We start from the raw sequence: 14868 nt of genomic DNA on the forward strand, positions 1-14868 counted from the left end.
TTCGGGGGAGAGGGCTAGCGAATCCACAGGCAGAACGGGTGGCCGTCCGGGTCGAGGTAGACCCGGACGTCATCCTGCGGCTGGTACTCGGCGAGTGTCGCGCCCGCCGCCACCGCGTGGGCGCCCGCGATGTCGAGGTCGTCCACCTCGATGTCGAGGTGCATCATCATCCGCTGGTCGCCGGGGCCGGCGGGCCAGACGGGCGGGACGTGGTCCGGGTCGGTGTTGAACGACAGCCCGGCGCCACCGCCGTGCGGGGGACGGAGCGTCACCCAGCCGGGCTCGTCATCGTCGATCTGCCAGCCGAGGAGCCGCTGGTAGAAGACCGCCAGGGCCTTGGCGTCCGTGGATTCCAGCACGGTGGCGGAGAGCGCGAAATGTGGCGTCATGGGACCATGTACTGGTCGTGGCGCAGGTACAGGTCCGTCCACTCCTCGTCGGTGAGCTGCCGGCCGGTGCTCACGATCTCGGCGAGCTCCTCGAAGTACGCCTCGCGCGGCGCGCCCGGGGTGAACAGGATGAGCATCGAGACGGGCGCGCCGGACTCATTGCGGAACCCGTGCACGCCGCCCTCCGGCACGTGCAGGAAGTCGCCGGGGTTGCCGTCCGCCCACTGCTTGCCGTTGTAGAGCTGGATGGTGCCGGACAGGACGTAGAAGGACTCCGTGATCGTCCGGTGGAAGTGCGCTCCGGCGCCGCCGGGGCGGGTGCCCATCTCCCAGCGGTACAGGCCGAACGCGCCGTTGGTCGTGGCGCCGGTGCTCAGGTAGTGGACGTCGGTGCCGCGGGGGTTGGCGCCGGGCGCGTACATCCGGAGGTCGGGAGGGGTGTCGGCCGCGCGCAGGATGCCGCTGGCCTCGCCGGCGTCGCCGAAGTAGCGGGCATCTGGGTAGGACATTTCGTGACTCCTCGCTTTTCCTTGTGGAATGCGAGATTAGAAGACGACCACCGTTCTTGCCACCGCGCCCTGCCGTACCTGCTCGACGGCCTCGTTGATCTGCTCCAACGCCACCCGTTCGGTGATCAGGCCGTTGAGGTCGAGGCGGCCGCGCAGGAACTGGCCGGCCAGCATCGGCAGGTCCCGGTGCGGGGCGGCGTCGCCGCCCTGGGTGCCCATGAGGCGGCGTGAGGAGAACAGCAGGGCCGGGTCGAGCTCGACGGGATGACCCGCGGGCGGGCTGCCGACCATGACCGTGGTGCCGCCCGGCGCGGTCGCCGCGAACGCGCTCGCCAGCACGCCGGGGACGCCCGTGGCGTCGAAGGCGTAGTCGACGCCGCCCCTGACCAGCTCACCGACCTGGGCGGGGAGGTCGGCGGGGACCAGGGTGTGGGTGGCGCCGAACCGTTCGGCCAGCTTGAGCTTCTGGTCGGCCACGTCGGCGGCGACGATCGTGGTCGCGCCCGCCAGTACCGCGCCCTGGATGACGTTGAGGCCGACGCCGCCGCAGCCCACCACGAGGACGCTGGAGCCGGGCGTGACCTGGGCGACGTTCAGGACGGCGCCGACGCCGGTGATGACGCCGCAGGCCAGCAGGCACATCGCGGCGAAGGGCGCGTCCTCGGAGATCTTCACGCAGGTGGCCTCGCGGACCACGGCGTACTCGGCGAACGCGCCGATGCCGATGAAGCGCCGGGTCTCCTGGCCGTCGAGCGTGATCCTGGGCTCGCCGCCCATGATCGCGGTCATCCTGGCCGGGCCGGAGCACAGGTGGAAGCGGCCGGCCCCGCAGTTGCGGCACTTGCCGCAGGGCCCGCTCATGGAGACGATCACGTGGTCGCCCGGCTTGACGGCGGTCACCCCGGCGCCGACGCTCTCGACGATGCCGGCGCTCTCGTGGCCGAGGATGAACGGCAGCTTGTGGACGACCGGGCTCTTGCCGTCGATGGCCTTGAGGTCGGAGCCGCAGACGCCGGACGCCTTGATCTGTACGCGCACCTCTCCGGGGCCGGGGTCGGCGATCTCCACTTCGCGGATCTCCATGGGCTGGTGGAAGCCGGTCAGTACGGCCGCGCGCATGAGCATGCGCTTCACGCTAGCCGGGCGGGTGATTGTGAGCAAGCGATTGCTCGGCACCGTTGACACCCCTGGCGGGCAAATTTACGCTGACCAAAAACCAAGCGAGCGCTAGGCCAAAGAGCTGTGCGCCTTGCCGTACAAAGGTGAGAACGATGGTGCGACGACATCAGCGGCGGAGTGCGGCGATCCTGGCGGCGGCAATGCTGTTATCAGGGTGCGCGGCCCAGCAGAAGAGCGCGGGCGGGGGCACGGCGGGCGTGACCGACACGAGCGTGAAGGTCGGCGGGGTGCTGACGAAGACCAGCGCCAGCGGCTACTCCACCAAGGACGCCGAGATCGGGGCGAAGGCCAGGTTCGAGCGGGCCAACGCCGAAGGCGGCGTCAACGGGCGGAAGATCGAGTTCGTCGGCGCGGAGGACGACAACCAGGACGCGGCCAAGGGCGACGCCGCGGCCAAGAAGCTCGTGCAGAAGGACCAGGTGTTCGCGCTGGTGCCGGTGCACGCGCCCAACTTCGGCGGCGCCGCCTTCCTGGAGCAGCAGGGCGTGCCGTGGTTCGGCTGGGCGACCGGGCCGCAGTGGTGCGGCACGAAGACCGGGTTCGGCTACAGCGGCTGCCTGGCGCCCAAGAAGGGCGCGGGCTCGCAGACCTGGTGGGGCAGCCAGATGGCCGACCTGCTCGGCGGTGCGAGCGGCAAGACCGTGTACGTGCAGACCACCGACTCCAGCGGCAGCAAGTACGGCGGCACCACGATCTCGCAGTCGTTCCAGGCGGCGGGGTTCAAGCTGGTCGGGCTCAACTCCGGCCTGCCCGCCGCGGCGCCGCCGCCCGACTGGCTGCCGTACGTCAACAAGATCATGACATCCAACGGCGGCAAGGCGCCCGACGTCCTGGTGTCGATCATCGCCGGCACCAAGTTCAACGTGGGCCTCTACTCGGCGCTGAAACGGGCCGGGTACAAGGGCGTGCTGACCGACGCCACCAGCTATGACCCGGCCATACTCAAGGACCCGGCGAGCGCGCAGGCGCTGGAGGGCGTGGTGGCCGCGCCGATGTTCGAGCCGTTCGAGTCGAACGCGCCGGAGATCGCCGCGTTCAAGGCCGACGTCGAGAAGGTGTCGCCCGGCGCCACACTCACCCAGCACATGGCCATCGGCTACTGGGCGGCCGACATCTTCCTCGACATGCTGAAGAAGACCGGCAAGGACCTGACCAGGGAGAAGTTCCTGGCCACCGGCAACGGCTCGTACACCTACGAGAACGCCGGCTTCGGCCGGGTCCAGTACCCCAAGGACCACAGCGAGCCGAACGGCTGTGGCGCCCTGGTCAAGCTGGAGGGCGGCGCCTTCCGGGTGGCCAAGAGCATGAAGTGCTTCGACAACGTGCCGCTCCAATGATCCTTGGTTACCTGCTCAGCGGCCTGGTCACCGGTGCGATCTTCGCCGTCATGGGGTCGGGCCTGACCCTGTCGTACGCGGCGACCGGGGTGTTCAACTTCGCCCACGGCGCCGTCGGGTTCCTGACCGCGCTGCTGTTCTACCAGCTCAACCTGGCCGCGGGGTTGCCCGCCTGGCTGGCGGCGCTGCTGGCCGCCGGGGTGTTCGCGCCCGCGCTGGGCTACCTGCTGCACCTGCTGATGTTCAGGGGGCTCGCCCAGGCGGGGGAGACCGCGCAGATCGTCGGCACGATCGGCCTGACGATCGCGCTGCCCGCGCTCGGCCTGCTCGTCGTGGACCTGCTCGGGCTGCCGAGGGCCGACGGCACCACCCTGCCGCGCGGTCTCGGGCCGCATCCGGTGCTCGGGTTCGAGGTGCTCGGCGCGCGGCTGGACACCGACCAGCTCATCACGTTCTGCTTCTCGGTGGTGGTCGCCGCCGGGCTGTGGGCGTTCATGAGACTCACGCCGTACGGGCTGCGTATGCGGGCCTCCGTCGACCGGCGGCGGCTGGCCACGCTGCGCGGCATCGACGTGGACGCCACCTCGGCCCTGGCCTGGATGCTCGGGTCGGGGCTGGCGGGGCTCGCCGGGGTGCTGGCCGTACCGGTGCTCGGGCTCGACGCCACCGCCTACACCGTGCTGCTGTTCGCCTCGGCGACGGCCGCGGTGTTCGGGCGGCTGCGGTCGATCCCGTGGACGTTCGCCGCCGGGCTGGCACTCGGCGTGGTGCAGAACCTCGTCGCCGGGTACACCGACTTCCTCGAGGAGATCACCGGGTTGCGGACGGCGGTCCCGGTCATCCTGCTGTTCGCCGGGCTGGTGCTGCTGAACAGGTCGCGGGACCGGGTGGCCGGGAGCGCGGCCGAGGACGCGCCGCCGCCCGACCACCTGGCCGGGGTGCCCGCGTGGCGACGGCGGCTGCCGTGGGTTTTTGGGCTGGTGGCATTGCTCGTCTTCACCTTCGCCGGTCCCGAGTACTACGTGGACCGCGCGGCGCAGGGGCTCGTGCTGGCGCTGATCTTCTGCTCGTTCGTGGTGGTGACCGGGATCGGCGGCATGGTGAACCTGGCGCAGGCCGCCTTCGCCTCGATGGCGGCGCTGACCTGCGGGTGGGCGTTCTCGGCCGGGTGGCCGCTGGTCGTGGCGATCGTGGTGGGGGTGCTGGCGGCCAGTGCGGTGGGCATGCTGGTGGCGCTGCCCGCGCTGCGGCTCGGCGGGCGGGTGCTCACGCTCGCCACGCTGGCGCTGGCCCTGCTGGCGGACCAGGTGCTGTTCCAGGTGGACGCGTTCAGCAACGGGACGATCGGCTGGCCGCTGCCCGCGCTCGGCTTCGGGTTCGCCGACACCTCGGATCCGCGGGTGCGGGTGGTGCTGCTGCTCGCGCTGATCGGGCTGGTCGGGCTGCTGGTGCGCAACCTGGAAAGGTCGGCGTCCGGGCGGGCGATCCTGGCGGTCCGGTCGGCTCCCGCCGCGGCCACCACCTCGGGGCTGTCCGGGCCGCGGGCCAAGATCGTGCTGTTCGCGCTGGCCTCGGCCATCGCGGGGCTGGGCGGGGTGCTGTTCGCGGTGTCCAAGGGGTCGATCACCGCGACCGATCTGCCGGCGTTCTCCGGGTTTGTTTGGTTGGCCGTGGTGGTGCTGCAGGGGGTGCGGCGGATCGGCGGGGCGGTGCTGGGCGGGCTGGTGGCTGTGGCGGTGCCGGAGCTGTTGGAGACGTGGGGGGTGTCGGCGCAGGTGGGGGCGATCCTGTTCGGGGCTGGGGGGATGATTCTGGCCAAGCATCCGGATGGGGTGTTGGCTCAGCTCGCCGAGTCCCGGCACCGACGGCGCCAGGCGCGGGCCGCCGGCGCCGCCCCGGTGGAGGTCGCGCCCGCTCCGGTGCGGCCCGCGTCCGCCTCCCCAAGCTCATCCGGCGCGGTCGCGGAGCCGCTGTTCCGGCTGGAGGGGGTCGTGGCGGGGTACGCCGACTGCACGGTCCTGCGGGGTGTGGATCTCGAGGTGCGGCCCGGCGAGGTGGTGGCGCTGCTGGGCGCCAACGGCGCGGGCAAGTCCACCACCTGCGCCGTCGCGGCCGGAGACCTGCCGGTGGCCGCCGGACGGGTACTGCTCGACGGCGTCGACGTCACCGCCTGGCCCGCCCACCGCCGGGCCCGGGCGGGGGTGCTGCTGGCTCCCGAGGGGCGGGGTGTGTTCCCCGGTCTCACCGTGGAGGAGAACCTGCGTACCTGGCTGGCCGAGCCCGACACCGTCTATGAGCGGATGCCCCAGCTGGCCGCCCGCCGTACCGTGCTCGCCGGCGCGCTGTCCGGCGGCGAGCAGCAACTGCTCACGCTCGCCCCCGCGCTGGCCCGGCCGCCCAAGGTGCTGATCGCCGACGAGCCGTCGCTGGGCCTGGCGCCGCTCGTCGTACGGCAGGTGTTCGAGGTGTTCGCCGAGCTGCGCGAGCGCGGGGTGGCGCTGCTGCTGGTGGAGGAGAAGGCCACCGAGGCGCTGGCGATCGCGGACCGGGTGGCGTTCATGCGGCTCGGCCGCGTCGTGTGGGCGGGACCGCGCGCCGAGGTGGACGGCGAGCGCCTGACCGCCGCCTACCTGGGGGTGACGTGATGTCCGACGCTTACCTGGGGGTGACGTGATGTCCGGCGTACAGGCCGTCGATCGTACGGACGTGGTGCTGGCCGTGGAGGGGGTGTTGGTGGCGTTCGGCGGGGTCACGGCGCTGGACGCGGTGTCGTTCGAGGTGCCCGAGGGGCAGGTCTGCGGGGTGATCGGGCCGAACGGGGCGGGCAAGACGACGCTGTTCGACGTGGTGTCGGGGCTGCGCGGGCCGAGCGGCGGCCGGGTGCGCGTGGCGGGCGAGGACGTGACCGGGGTGTCGCCGGTCAAGCGGGCCCGCGCGGGTCTTCGCCGTACCTTCCAGCGTACGCAGGTCTTCGGGCGGCTCACCGTGGCCGACAACGTACTGGCGGCGCTGGACTGGCACGGCGGCGGGGGCGGCCTGATGGCCGACCTGGCCGGCCTGCCCGCGCGGCGGCGGCTGGACCGCGAGCGGCGGGTGCGCGTGGCCGAGGTGCTGGAGCTGTGCGGGCTGGCCGACCTGCGCGACGCCTACGCCGCCGCGCTGCCCGTCGGTCAGCGCAGGCTGGTCGAGCTGGCCCGCGCCATCGCCGACCGGCCGCGCCTGCTGCTGCTCGACGAGCCGACCTCGGGCCTGGACGCGGACCAGACGGTACGGCTGCGCGCGGTCGTCCGCGCGCTGGACACCACGGTGCTGCTGGTCGAGCACGACATGGGCTTCGTCATGGACACCTGCGACCGGCTCGTCGTCCTGGACCTCGGCCGGGTCATCGCCACCGGCACCCCGGCGGAGATCCGCGACGACCCGGTGGTGCGAGCCGCCTATCTGGGCTGAAGGGAATACAACTCCTGGCACGACACCATCAGCGCCGCCGGATTCGTCATGGCGCGCCGCCCGCTCCGCGGGCCATCGGGCGATAGCCGGCTCAGGAGGTTCCCGCATTCTGCCGTGCGGCCAGGAAGTCAATGAGTTCGGCCTGTTGCTCGCTGTTGAAGGCACGTTTGGGGAGGAATGCCGCGGGCTGCCTGTTCACCAAGAACAGCCAGAACTCTGGAGTTGTCACGACTTGTCCGAACATAGACCACTGCATCGTGGTGCTGTACTGGTCGGTTCGGCACTCGTACCCTTCGCTGGTCACCCGAATCGTCGTAGGGACGCACATGTAGGCGAGCTGTCGCGTGGCGACCCGGCGGATCGCCCGGGTCGCCACAAAGGGAGCCACGACCGCTGCGACGAGCATGCCCACACCCAAAAAGACGGCATCGGCCCAGATGCAGGCGAGTCCTGCCACGACCAGGACCGAGGGCAAGATCCGATAGACCATAACGAGTTGCCGCTTGAGGCCTTGGCGTAACGCCCGCGCCACTTCGTCGGGAGCGGGTTCATATCTGATCGTGAAGTCCACCAGTACTCCTTCGCCTGAGCTGCCGATCATCATTCACGGACCAGCACCACGTCGCAAACCCTCACGCCTGGTCAGCGAGGAGCCGTTCCAGATCGCAAGATCAGTGACAGAACCAGATCGCGAGCAGAGAAACAGGACACAAGGTGTCGGGTTTTGAGGCGAGTATGGCTCCACCGATCGGCGTCGATGGCGGACGTCGACCGGGGCCTACGGATAGATAAGGACCTCAATGCGCGAAACGCCAGAAGAGCTCAAAGAGCTCCAGGCCCTCCTCGAAGCCTCCCTCTCCCGCTCCACCTTGCACCTCCGCTCGATCGTCACCGAGAGCACCATGACCGCGGAGCAACTCACCCAGATCTTGACCGGCATGTGTACTCTCGCCCTGTCCACCGTGACGGCGAAGAGCGAGCCGCGGATCAGCGGTGCGGACGGGCACTTCCTGCACGGAAAGTGGTACTTCGGCACGGCACGCAGCGCCGCCAAGGCCCGCCACCTCGCCGCCCGCCCCGCGGCCAGCGCCGCGCACATGCGAGGGGAGGACCTGGGCGTGTTCACACACGGCGTGGTGGAGATCCTCAACCCTCAAGACGGCGAGCCGGCCCCAGATTGGCCCGACCTGCTCGCGTACTTCAAGGACTTCTACGGCGACGACGCCTTCGACTGGGACAACGACGTGGTCTACTACCGGCTGCATCCGCACTGGATGACCGTCTACGCACCCGATGTCGTGAAGCTCGCTGCGGCGTCCCAGCCCTGATCGCCAGCACGGGCCTTCGCGGGACCGTGTCCCCAATGTGCCTGACCGTGTTGACGATCTTCCATTCGAGACGGCCGCGCCGGTGCAGTCCCTGCCGCACCCATAGGACGCCGAGTCGCCGGTCTTGCGGGACGATCAGGCCGCCTGCTCGTCTGTGGTGCCGTCAGGTGCCGCCAGCCACGGCATCCGGTGGACGAGGCCGTCGCGCAGCTCGGTGAGGATCGCGATCCGCTCCTCCAGTTGGGCCACCCGCTGTGCGCCGACGCCGTAGCCGTCGGCGCACACCGGTGAGTAAGAGAACACCTCGGGCAGATCGGCGTCGAGATAGGCCAGGAGGGACTTCACATCCTCCACGGTGAACCCGCAGGACAGAAGCTCACGGATGTTCCGGACCCTGCGTACCGCGCCGGGCCCATACTGGCGATAACCCGCCGTCGTACGGTCGGACTCCAGCAGGCCCTGCTCCTCGTAGTAACGCAGGGCACGGGTCGTGGGCCCGGCCTCCGCGGCCAGTTCACCGATCAGCATTGCAGCCACCCCCGAGTCCGACCGTACGGCTTCACGCACACGTCAAGGTCAACCTCCGAGCTGGACCACCGTCTTCCCGGTGTACGCGCCGTTCACGAGATCGAGGAGGGCCTGCGGCGCCTTGGCCAGCCCATCGATCACCGTCTCGTCGTAGACGATCGCGCCCTCGCGCAGCCACGTGCGGAACTGCGCGCCGAACTCCGGAGCACGCTCAAGGTGATCGCCCACGGTGAAGCCGCGGATGGTGAGGCGTTTGCCAAGGACGCTGAGCAGGTCGCCCGGACCGCCGTCGGGACCGGCCTTGCTCTGCCGGTTCAGGGCTCCGCACACGGCGATGCGTCCATGCGGGTTCATGATCTCGATCGCGGCGCGCAACTGTTCCCCGCCCACATTGTCGAAGTAGACGTCGATGCCTTCGGGTGCGGCCTCGCGCAGCCGGTCCGTGATCGGGCCGTCGTGATAGTCGAAGGCCGCGTCGAACCCGAGTTTCCCGGTCAGATAGTCGACCTTGTCCCGCGATCCGGCGCTGCCGATCACGCGGGCTGCTCCCTTCAGCCGGGCGATCTGGCCGGCCATGCTCCCGGTCGCCCCCGCCGCACTGGAAACGAAGACGGTATCGCCGGGCCTCAGCTCCGCCGCGTCCATGAGCCCGACATAAGCCACCAACCCGAAGCCCAGGTAAGTGGAGGGTGTTGGATACGCGTCCCGGTCGACGCGACGGAACAGCCCGGCATCCGCCACGGCGTACTCGCGCCAGCCAAGCCGGTGCATCACCAGGTCGCCTTCGCGAAGTGACGAATCCGCGGAGGCGACCACTTCACCGATGGCATCGCCGTACATCACCTCGCCGACCTCGTAGCGAGGCATCGGCAGGCAGGATTCGCCCGTGATCAGCATGAGCATGCCGGGATCGAGCGACATGAACAGATTGCGGACCAGGACCTGACCCGATGCGGGATTGGGGACATCGACCTCGGTGATCGCGAAGTCGCCAGGAGCGGGCAGGCCCTCAGGCCGTGCGACCAGCCGGACCTCCAGCCCGGTACGGGAGATGCCGGAGAATGTCGAGCTCTTCGAAGATGCGTCCATGCCGACGACGCTAGGGATTGACCCATGCGTGAAGGTCAAGCCGTCCGGCCGGTGGCGGCCTCGGTGATCAAACTCACCAGTTCAGCCGATGCCGCACGAAATCCGGATGGGTCGCGCCGACGTCGATGCCGTTCTCGTCGAGACCGTTGACGATCTGGAAGCGGCTGCTGTGGAAGACGAACTCCACCGCGACGGTGCCGTCCGCCAGGTCGAGGCTTGAAGATCGCCACTCGAGCAGAGCGACCTCGGACAGTTCCTGACCGACGAACGGTTCTAGCCGTTCGTCGGAGCATGACCACTCAGGCGTGAAATCCGGTGACTCCCAGCCGGTGATCGCGGCTGTGGTGTCTCTGGTGCCCCAGCCGATCGACAACTCGTCGAACTTCCAGTGGCAGATCTCTACCCGCATGCCGTCGAAGTCCAGGACGACTGGGCAGTCGGCGAACCAATCCCCGTCCTCGGCGAAACGCACGAGCGCGAACCCGGTCAGACGCCGCCCGGCAAGCGCAGCCAGCCGCACTCCGTGTTCTTCGCGGATCGCGGCGATCCCGACCAGGAAGGTCGGCTCGAAACCGGAGATGCCCATCCTCACGACAGCCGATTCTCCCGGCCTCTCGGTCTACTGGCCACCCGAAACTCGTCGGCGCGACTCTATGAAGGTGTTGTGGTGGCCCCGCCCGGAGGCCCTCCAGCCTTGAGGCGAGGCCACCCGCCCGGCACCCGCGATCCATGGAAGGCGAGTGCCGGGCTGTCTAGGAGAGTGGCCACCCCGAGCCGGGCCGGCCCTGGATCGGAGCGGGCCGCAGGTCGTCGAGGACCAGCAGGAGTTGCTTGGCCAGGGCGTACTCCAGTCGGTGGAAGGAGTCGAGCGGGATGGCGGTGTTCCGTTCACGTTCGACAGGCCGACGGCCGGACGGGCGTAGGACGTCGGCGAGGACGCCGTACGGCTCTGCGCCACCCACGGTGTACGCCCTGGCGCCCCGACGCAGACGCGGACAGGTGGCAATCGCTACCGGGATGCACGAGGCGCACGTGGGGGGCGCGTTCGTATAGCCGGCGTCCGTCGAGGTGTCGCCGGGATCGTCGGCGAGGACCCAGTAGGTCCGGCCATCGAGGGGGTTGGCCGCAGACAGGCCGCATACCTGGCAGAGCAGGCGCAGCAGGCATCGTCGCTGCCTGACCGTGTTGACGATCTTCCATTCGGGACGGCCGCGCCGGTGCAGTCCCTGCCGCGCCCACAGGACGCCGAGTTGCCAGTCCTGCGGGATCGGGTCGGCATAGCTGAGCCGCAGCCCGTCGGTCGACTCGGGATGCGCGATGAAGGTGAGGGGGTGAGGGACCATCTCGTTGCTGTAGGCGGTGATGTACGGCACGCGCACCTGTCCGGCGGTCACGGTCTATCTCCCGTCCGGAACGGCAGGTATGGGCGGTGGCGCGGCGGCAACGCCTGGGACGGTGTCGCCGCCGCGCCTGCCGGACGCCTGGAGGGCGACGCGATGGCGCTCCAGGCGCGGTGGGGCCGGGGACCGCGGGCGGTGGTCGCGATCCCCGGCAGGGATCTGCCAGTACGGGATCTTGCAGGGCCGAGGCCGGCAGCGGGCCGTGTGGATGAGGCGGCGGCCCAGGCATGCCGGACGTCTTGGTGGTGGCTCGCCGTCATCAACGGCCACCGAATGCCCGACGCCACGTCGCCGTCGGCAGATCTGCTCGTGGCATCAACGCCCGCTGGGAAGGCGTTCGCGTGGGTGCTACGGACCCATGAGTGTCCATGCCCAGGACGGTAAAGACGACTGACTTGCAGGTGAAGCAAATTGCTCAACATTTCTTCAAGATCGTTAGCCCAAGGTAGCGGTGAGGTCGCTCAGAGCCTTGGTGATGATCTGCCGCGCGTCGCTGCCGTAGTGAGCCACTCCTGAGATGGCATCGAAAACGCGCCGATACTGCTTGATCTCGTCGGGCTGGGTGAGATGCAATTCGGCGGTCACCGTCTCCGCTATGGCGAGCCGGTCATCGTAGATCCAGAAACCATGCTTCGGGCAGATCGGCAGGACCGTGCCGAAGGGGATGATCCCTAGCTTCAGCGTCTGCGACAGCGACAAGGCGATCAGCCGTTCGAGCTGTCCAGTCATCACCTGCGGGGGGCACAGCAGGGTCCGGAGCGCCGCCTCCGACAGGACGAAATAGAACCGGCGGCCGGAGTCGTAGAGGATCTCCTGTCGGCGCATCCGCTGCCGGACACCCTCATCCAGGTCGTTGAGGCCGCCCCATAGCTCGATGTTCTCGGCCAGCCGGACCCGCGCATAATCCGGAGTCTGCAGCAGGCCGGGAATCAGCATTGACTCGAAGACCCGCAGCGTGCGGGTGCTCGCCTCGATCTCCTGGTAGGTCTGCTGCCGCGTGCCGGTGCCGGCGCGCAGGATCCGCTGCCATTCGGCGTACAGCGTCTCCAGGTTGCTGAGCAGGTTCAGCAGTTCGCTCGCGCTGTCCTCTGCGCCGCAGGCTCGCGCCCAGGCGGTGATGTCCTCGGCGGTCGGGGTCTGCCTTCCGTGCTCGATCTTGGAGATCTTCGACGATGGCCAGCCCAGTGACTCCGCGAGCCCCTTTCCGGACAGACTGGCGCCGGTACGGAGTCCGCGGAGCCTGCGGCCTAGGGCGGTGCGTACTTGGTGGACGTCGGACACGGGTTGCTTTCTATCGGATGTAGTCGTCGTACGGCGTGGCGTGCTGCCACGCCGTCGCCTGCCACTGCAGGTGTTGCTTCACGACGTCAGGATCTTCCACCAGGTCAGCGCCCAGGAAGGCCTCATGATCGTCGAAATGCAACCTGGCGACGAGCCGCTCGTCGAACAGCCAGTAGTCGTGCTCGGGTAGGCCGAGCGAGACGGCCTTGTCGCGCGCCATGTAGCGGATGTCCTCTCCGCCGTCGATGTTGATGCGGGCTCCGGCCAGCGCGTACCGGCTGTAGTCGCCGAGCGGTTCGGTCACCACACGTACCCGTTGAACGCGTTTGCCGCCCTCGGTGGCGTCGCGAATCATCTGCCACCACGGGGCGGCCAGTCGCGATGCGACGTCGTAGCCCTCCCCTGCGAGGAACTTCCGGAGCCGCTCCCGCTCGTCAGGGGCGTAGTACCTGTCCCGGCCCTCCAGCCGGAACGCTGAACGTTTGAACTCGGCGAACAGGGCGTTGAAGTCGGATCCCGTTATGAGGGTCATGCTCCGCTCTCGTCAGGCTTCGCGAAGCGGAGGAGCTCTTTCGGGATCTCCACGACGCTTTCGCCGGGGAGCACGTTACGCAACTCGGCCAGCGCCTCTGGGTCGGTGACCTCATCCCCTTGTACGACGAATGTGCCGCGATCGGTTTCGTACAGCGTCGGGCATGCGCCGCCATCGGAGGTACTGCCGAGGAAACGTAGCTTCATTTGCTTGATCGCTTCGGGATATTTCTCAGATTTCTCGATCCTCTGTCAGGAGGGGGACTTGGTCAAGGGCGAACGCAGAACCCAGTCACTTCCCTATGAGGGAGGCTTCAGTACCCAAACGGAGCGGTCGCCCGCGCGGCGGCGGCTGGACCGCGAGCGGCGGGTGCGCGTGGCCGAGGTGCTGGAGCTGTGCGGGCTGGCCGACCTGCGCGACGCCTACGCCGCCGCGCTGCCGGTCGGTCAGCGCAGGCTGGTCGAGCTGGCCCGCGCCATCGCCGACCGGCCGCGCCTGCTGCTGCTGGACGAGCCCACCTCGGGCCTGGACGCGGACCAGACGGTACGGCTGCGCGCGGTCGTCCGCGCGCTGGACACCACCGTGCTGCTGGTCGAGCACGACATGGGCTTCGTCATGGACACCTGCGACCGGCTCGTCGTCCTGGACCTCGGCCGGGTCATCGCCACCGGCACCCCGGCGGAGATCCGCGACGACCCGGTGGTGCGAGCCGCCTATCTGGGATAGCAGGACCGGGCTTGGCCCGGGTGTCCCTGACCGGCACCATCCGGCGATCACGAGAAGCGGCAGCCGTACGATGATCGAGGTGCGTACGGTCATCAGGGCCTCGATCTCGCGCTTGTATCAGCCGCTCAGCTCGGTGCGGCGGGAGCGGGCCAGGGCCAGCCCGCCGAGGACCGCGCCGCCGAGCCCGAGCACCAGGGCCACGGCGGCGCCGAATACTCCGTTGCCGGTGCCGAGACCGCCGTCGGCGACAGCCAGTTTCACCGCGCCGTTGAGCCCGCCGATCAGCCCCACTACCAGGGCCACGATGCCTCCCTTCCTCCCGCGGTCGCCGATACGACGGACGGAGCGCAGCGCCAGCCAGCCGATGACCACGCCGCCCAGCGCCACCAGTGCGGCCACACTGGCCCAGATTCGCGCAGGGGTCCCGAGGAAAGTACCGAGACCCTGGCCCGCGCATTCTGTCGGCGTCGTACAGACTGGCGAGGCCGCCTGCGCGGCAAGCACCAACAGGACGGACATTGAGCTTCCTTTCGGTCGAATGACGGGTGTTGGCAGCGCGTCAGCTGGTCCGGGGGCGCGGTGACGCGGTGGCGCGGCGGGAGCGGGCCAGGGCCAGCCCGCCGAGAACCGTGGCGATCAGCCCCACCACCAGGGCCACGTAGCCGCCGACTATCCCGTAGCCGGTGCCGGGACCGCCCTTGGCGGCGGCCACGACCAGTCCGCCGATGACCATGCCGGCCGGCCCCGCCACCAGGGCCACGACGGCTCCCCTTCGCCCAGAGCCGGTGCCGATGCGACCGGCGGCGCGGGCCAGAGCCAGCCCGCCGATGACCACGCCGGCCAGCCCGAGCAGCGCGGCCACCAGGGACCACAGCCGCCCGGCGGTCAGGCTGTAGGCACTGACAGGGTCCGGCTGGGTCAAGACGTGCGCGGCCGCGGGTGTGGCAAGCCCGGCGATGGCGAGCGGGACGCTCACCGCGGCGGTAAGCAGGTGACGTACGGACATGTGGTGCTCCTTCCTTCCTGCGACTGGATGTCGTCTGAGCATGTCCGCTGGACCCGTCGCGGGTCGTCCCGCGTACGGGGGCAATGTGTGCTGCCGCCGATACGGCAGCCTGCT

The 14868-nt window shown here is 69.5% G+C and carries 18 protein-coding genes; 5 read left to right on the forward strand and 13 right to left on the reverse strand.

Annotated features, from left to right (window positions below):
* Window positions 1–14: 14 nt before the first annotated feature.
* The 3 genes from KME78_RS58830 to KME78_RS58840 are packed head-to-tail and all read right to left on the reverse strand — an operon-like array spanning window position 15 to window position 2023.
* Entirely contained in the window at window positions 15–389 is a 375-nt protein-coding gene (locus tag KME78_RS58830) for a VOC family protein (RefSeq protein ID WP_219538956.1), read from the reverse strand.
* On the reverse strand, window positions 386–898 hold the full coding sequence (locus tag KME78_RS58835) for a cupin domain-containing protein (RefSeq protein WP_219538958.1): 513 nt from the start codon (window positions 896–898) through the stop codon (window positions 386–388). Before KME78_RS58835 ends, KME78_RS58830 begins: the two co-directional genes overlap by 4 nt.
* Window positions 899–934: 36 nt before the next feature.
* Window positions 935–2023 carry an alcohol dehydrogenase catalytic domain-containing protein gene (locus KME78_RS58840; protein WP_219538960.1) on the reverse strand — a complete coding sequence of 363 codons (1089 nt, stop codon included), beginning with the start codon at window positions 2021–2023 and terminating at the stop codon, window positions 935–937.
* 146 nt (window positions 2024–2169) lie between these two features.
* On the opposite strand from KME78_RS58840, the gene KME78_RS58845 reads away from it, so the two are divergent.
* From KME78_RS58845 to KME78_RS58855, 3 genes are read left to right on the forward strand one after another with little or no spacing between them, the layout of a single operon-like run.
* On the forward strand, window positions 2170–3414 hold the full coding sequence (locus KME78_RS58845) for an ABC transporter substrate-binding protein (RefSeq protein WP_219538962.1): 1245 nt from the start codon (window positions 2170–2172) through the stop codon (window positions 3412–3414).
* On the forward strand, window positions 3411–6059 hold the full coding sequence (locus KME78_RS58850; RefSeq protein ID WP_219538964.1) for an ABC transporter permease subunit: 2649 nt from the start codon (window positions 3411–3413) through the stop codon (window positions 6057–6059). The genes KME78_RS58845 and KME78_RS58850 overlap by 4 nt, the downstream gene beginning before the upstream one ends.
* A 28-nt stretch (window positions 6060–6087) precedes the next feature.
* Entirely contained in the window at window positions 6088–6864 is a 777-nt protein-coding gene (locus KME78_RS58855; RefSeq protein WP_219538967.1) for an ABC transporter ATP-binding protein, read from the forward strand.
* Window positions 6865–6955: 91 nt separating this feature from the next.
* Here KME78_RS58855 and KME78_RS67755 read toward each other — a convergent pair whose 3' ends face one another.
* Window positions 6956–7435 carry a YcxB family protein gene (locus tag KME78_RS67755; RefSeq protein ID WP_219538968.1) on the reverse strand — a complete coding sequence of 160 codons (480 nt, stop codon included), beginning with the start codon at window positions 7433–7435 and terminating at the stop codon, window positions 6956–6958.
* Between the two features lie 229 nt (window positions 7436–7664).
* Here KME78_RS67755 and KME78_RS58865 point away from each other — a divergent pair, with 229 nt between their 5' ends.
* Entirely contained in the window at window positions 7665–8192 is a 528-nt protein-coding gene (locus KME78_RS58865) for a pyridoxamine 5'-phosphate oxidase family protein (RefSeq protein ID WP_219538970.1), read from the forward strand.
* Between the two features lie 135 nt (window positions 8193–8327).
* Here the strand turns inward: KME78_RS58865 and KME78_RS58870 are convergent, their stop codons facing one another.
* The 7 genes from KME78_RS58870 to KME78_RS58900 form a co-directional block, all read right to left on the reverse strand.
* Complete coding sequence (locus tag KME78_RS58870; RefSeq protein ID WP_219538972.1) at window positions 8328–8720, reverse strand: MerR family transcriptional regulator; 393 nt, start codon at window positions 8718–8720, stop codon at window positions 8328–8330.
* A gap of 48 nt (window positions 8721–8768) precedes the next feature.
* Window positions 8769–9809: an NADP-dependent oxidoreductase gene (locus tag KME78_RS58875; protein WP_219538974.1), complete on the reverse strand. Its 1041-nt coding sequence runs from the start codon at window positions 9807–9809 to the stop codon at window positions 8769–8771.
* Window positions 9810–9882: 73 nt separating this feature from the next.
* Complete coding sequence (locus KME78_RS58880; RefSeq protein WP_219538976.1) at window positions 9883–10401, reverse strand: hypothetical protein; 519 nt, start codon at window positions 10399–10401, stop codon at window positions 9883–9885.
* Between the two features lie 160 nt (window positions 10402–10561).
* On the reverse strand, window positions 10562–11203 hold the full coding sequence (locus tag KME78_RS58885) for a hypothetical protein (protein ID WP_219538978.1): 642 nt from the start codon (window positions 11201–11203) through the stop codon (window positions 10562–10564).
* A 441-nt stretch (window positions 11204–11644) separates the two neighbouring features.
* Entirely contained in the window at window positions 11645–12490 is an 846-nt protein-coding gene (locus tag KME78_RS58890; protein ID WP_219538980.1) for a helix-turn-helix domain-containing protein, read from the reverse strand.
* A 10-nt stretch (window positions 12491–12500) separates the two neighbouring features.
* Window positions 12501–13022, reverse strand: coding sequence for a DUF6879 family protein (locus KME78_RS58895; protein WP_219538982.1), 522 nt, complete (start codon window positions 13020–13022; stop codon window positions 12501–12503).
* Window positions 13019–13228 carry a hypothetical protein gene (locus KME78_RS58900; RefSeq protein ID WP_219538984.1) on the reverse strand — a complete coding sequence of 70 codons (210 nt, stop codon included), beginning with the start codon at window positions 13226–13228 and terminating at the stop codon, window positions 13019–13021. The genes KME78_RS58895 and KME78_RS58900 overlap by 4 nt, the downstream gene beginning before the upstream one ends.
* A 58-nt stretch (window positions 13229–13286) precedes the next feature.
* On the opposite strand from KME78_RS58900, the gene KME78_RS58905 reads away from it, so the two are divergent.
* On the forward strand, window positions 13287–13748 hold the full coding sequence (locus KME78_RS58905) for an ABC transporter ATP-binding protein C-terminal domain-containing protein (protein ID WP_246654846.1): 462 nt from the start codon (window positions 13287–13289) through the stop codon (window positions 13746–13748).
* 117 nt (window positions 13749–13865) lie between these two features.
* On the opposite strand, the gene KME78_RS58910 is transcribed toward KME78_RS58905, so the two are convergent.
* Together KME78_RS58910 and KME78_RS58915 are read right to left on the reverse strand one after the other, a co-directional pair.
* Window positions 13866–14267 carry a DUF6223 family protein gene (locus KME78_RS58910; protein WP_219538986.1) on the reverse strand — a complete coding sequence of 134 codons (402 nt, stop codon included), beginning with the start codon at window positions 14265–14267 and terminating at the stop codon, window positions 13866–13868.
* Between the two features lie 40 nt (window positions 14268–14307).
* Window positions 14308–14754: a DUF6223 family protein gene (locus KME78_RS58915; protein ID WP_219538988.1), complete on the reverse strand. Its 447-nt coding sequence runs from the start codon at window positions 14752–14754 to the stop codon at window positions 14308–14310.
* Window positions 14755–14868: the final 114 nt, after the last annotated feature.

It is taken from the genome of Nonomuraea guangzhouensis, from assembly GCF_019396345.1.
Classification (GTDB): Bacteria; Actinomycetota; Actinomycetes; order Streptosporangiales; family Streptosporangiaceae; genus Nonomuraea; species Nonomuraea guangzhouensis.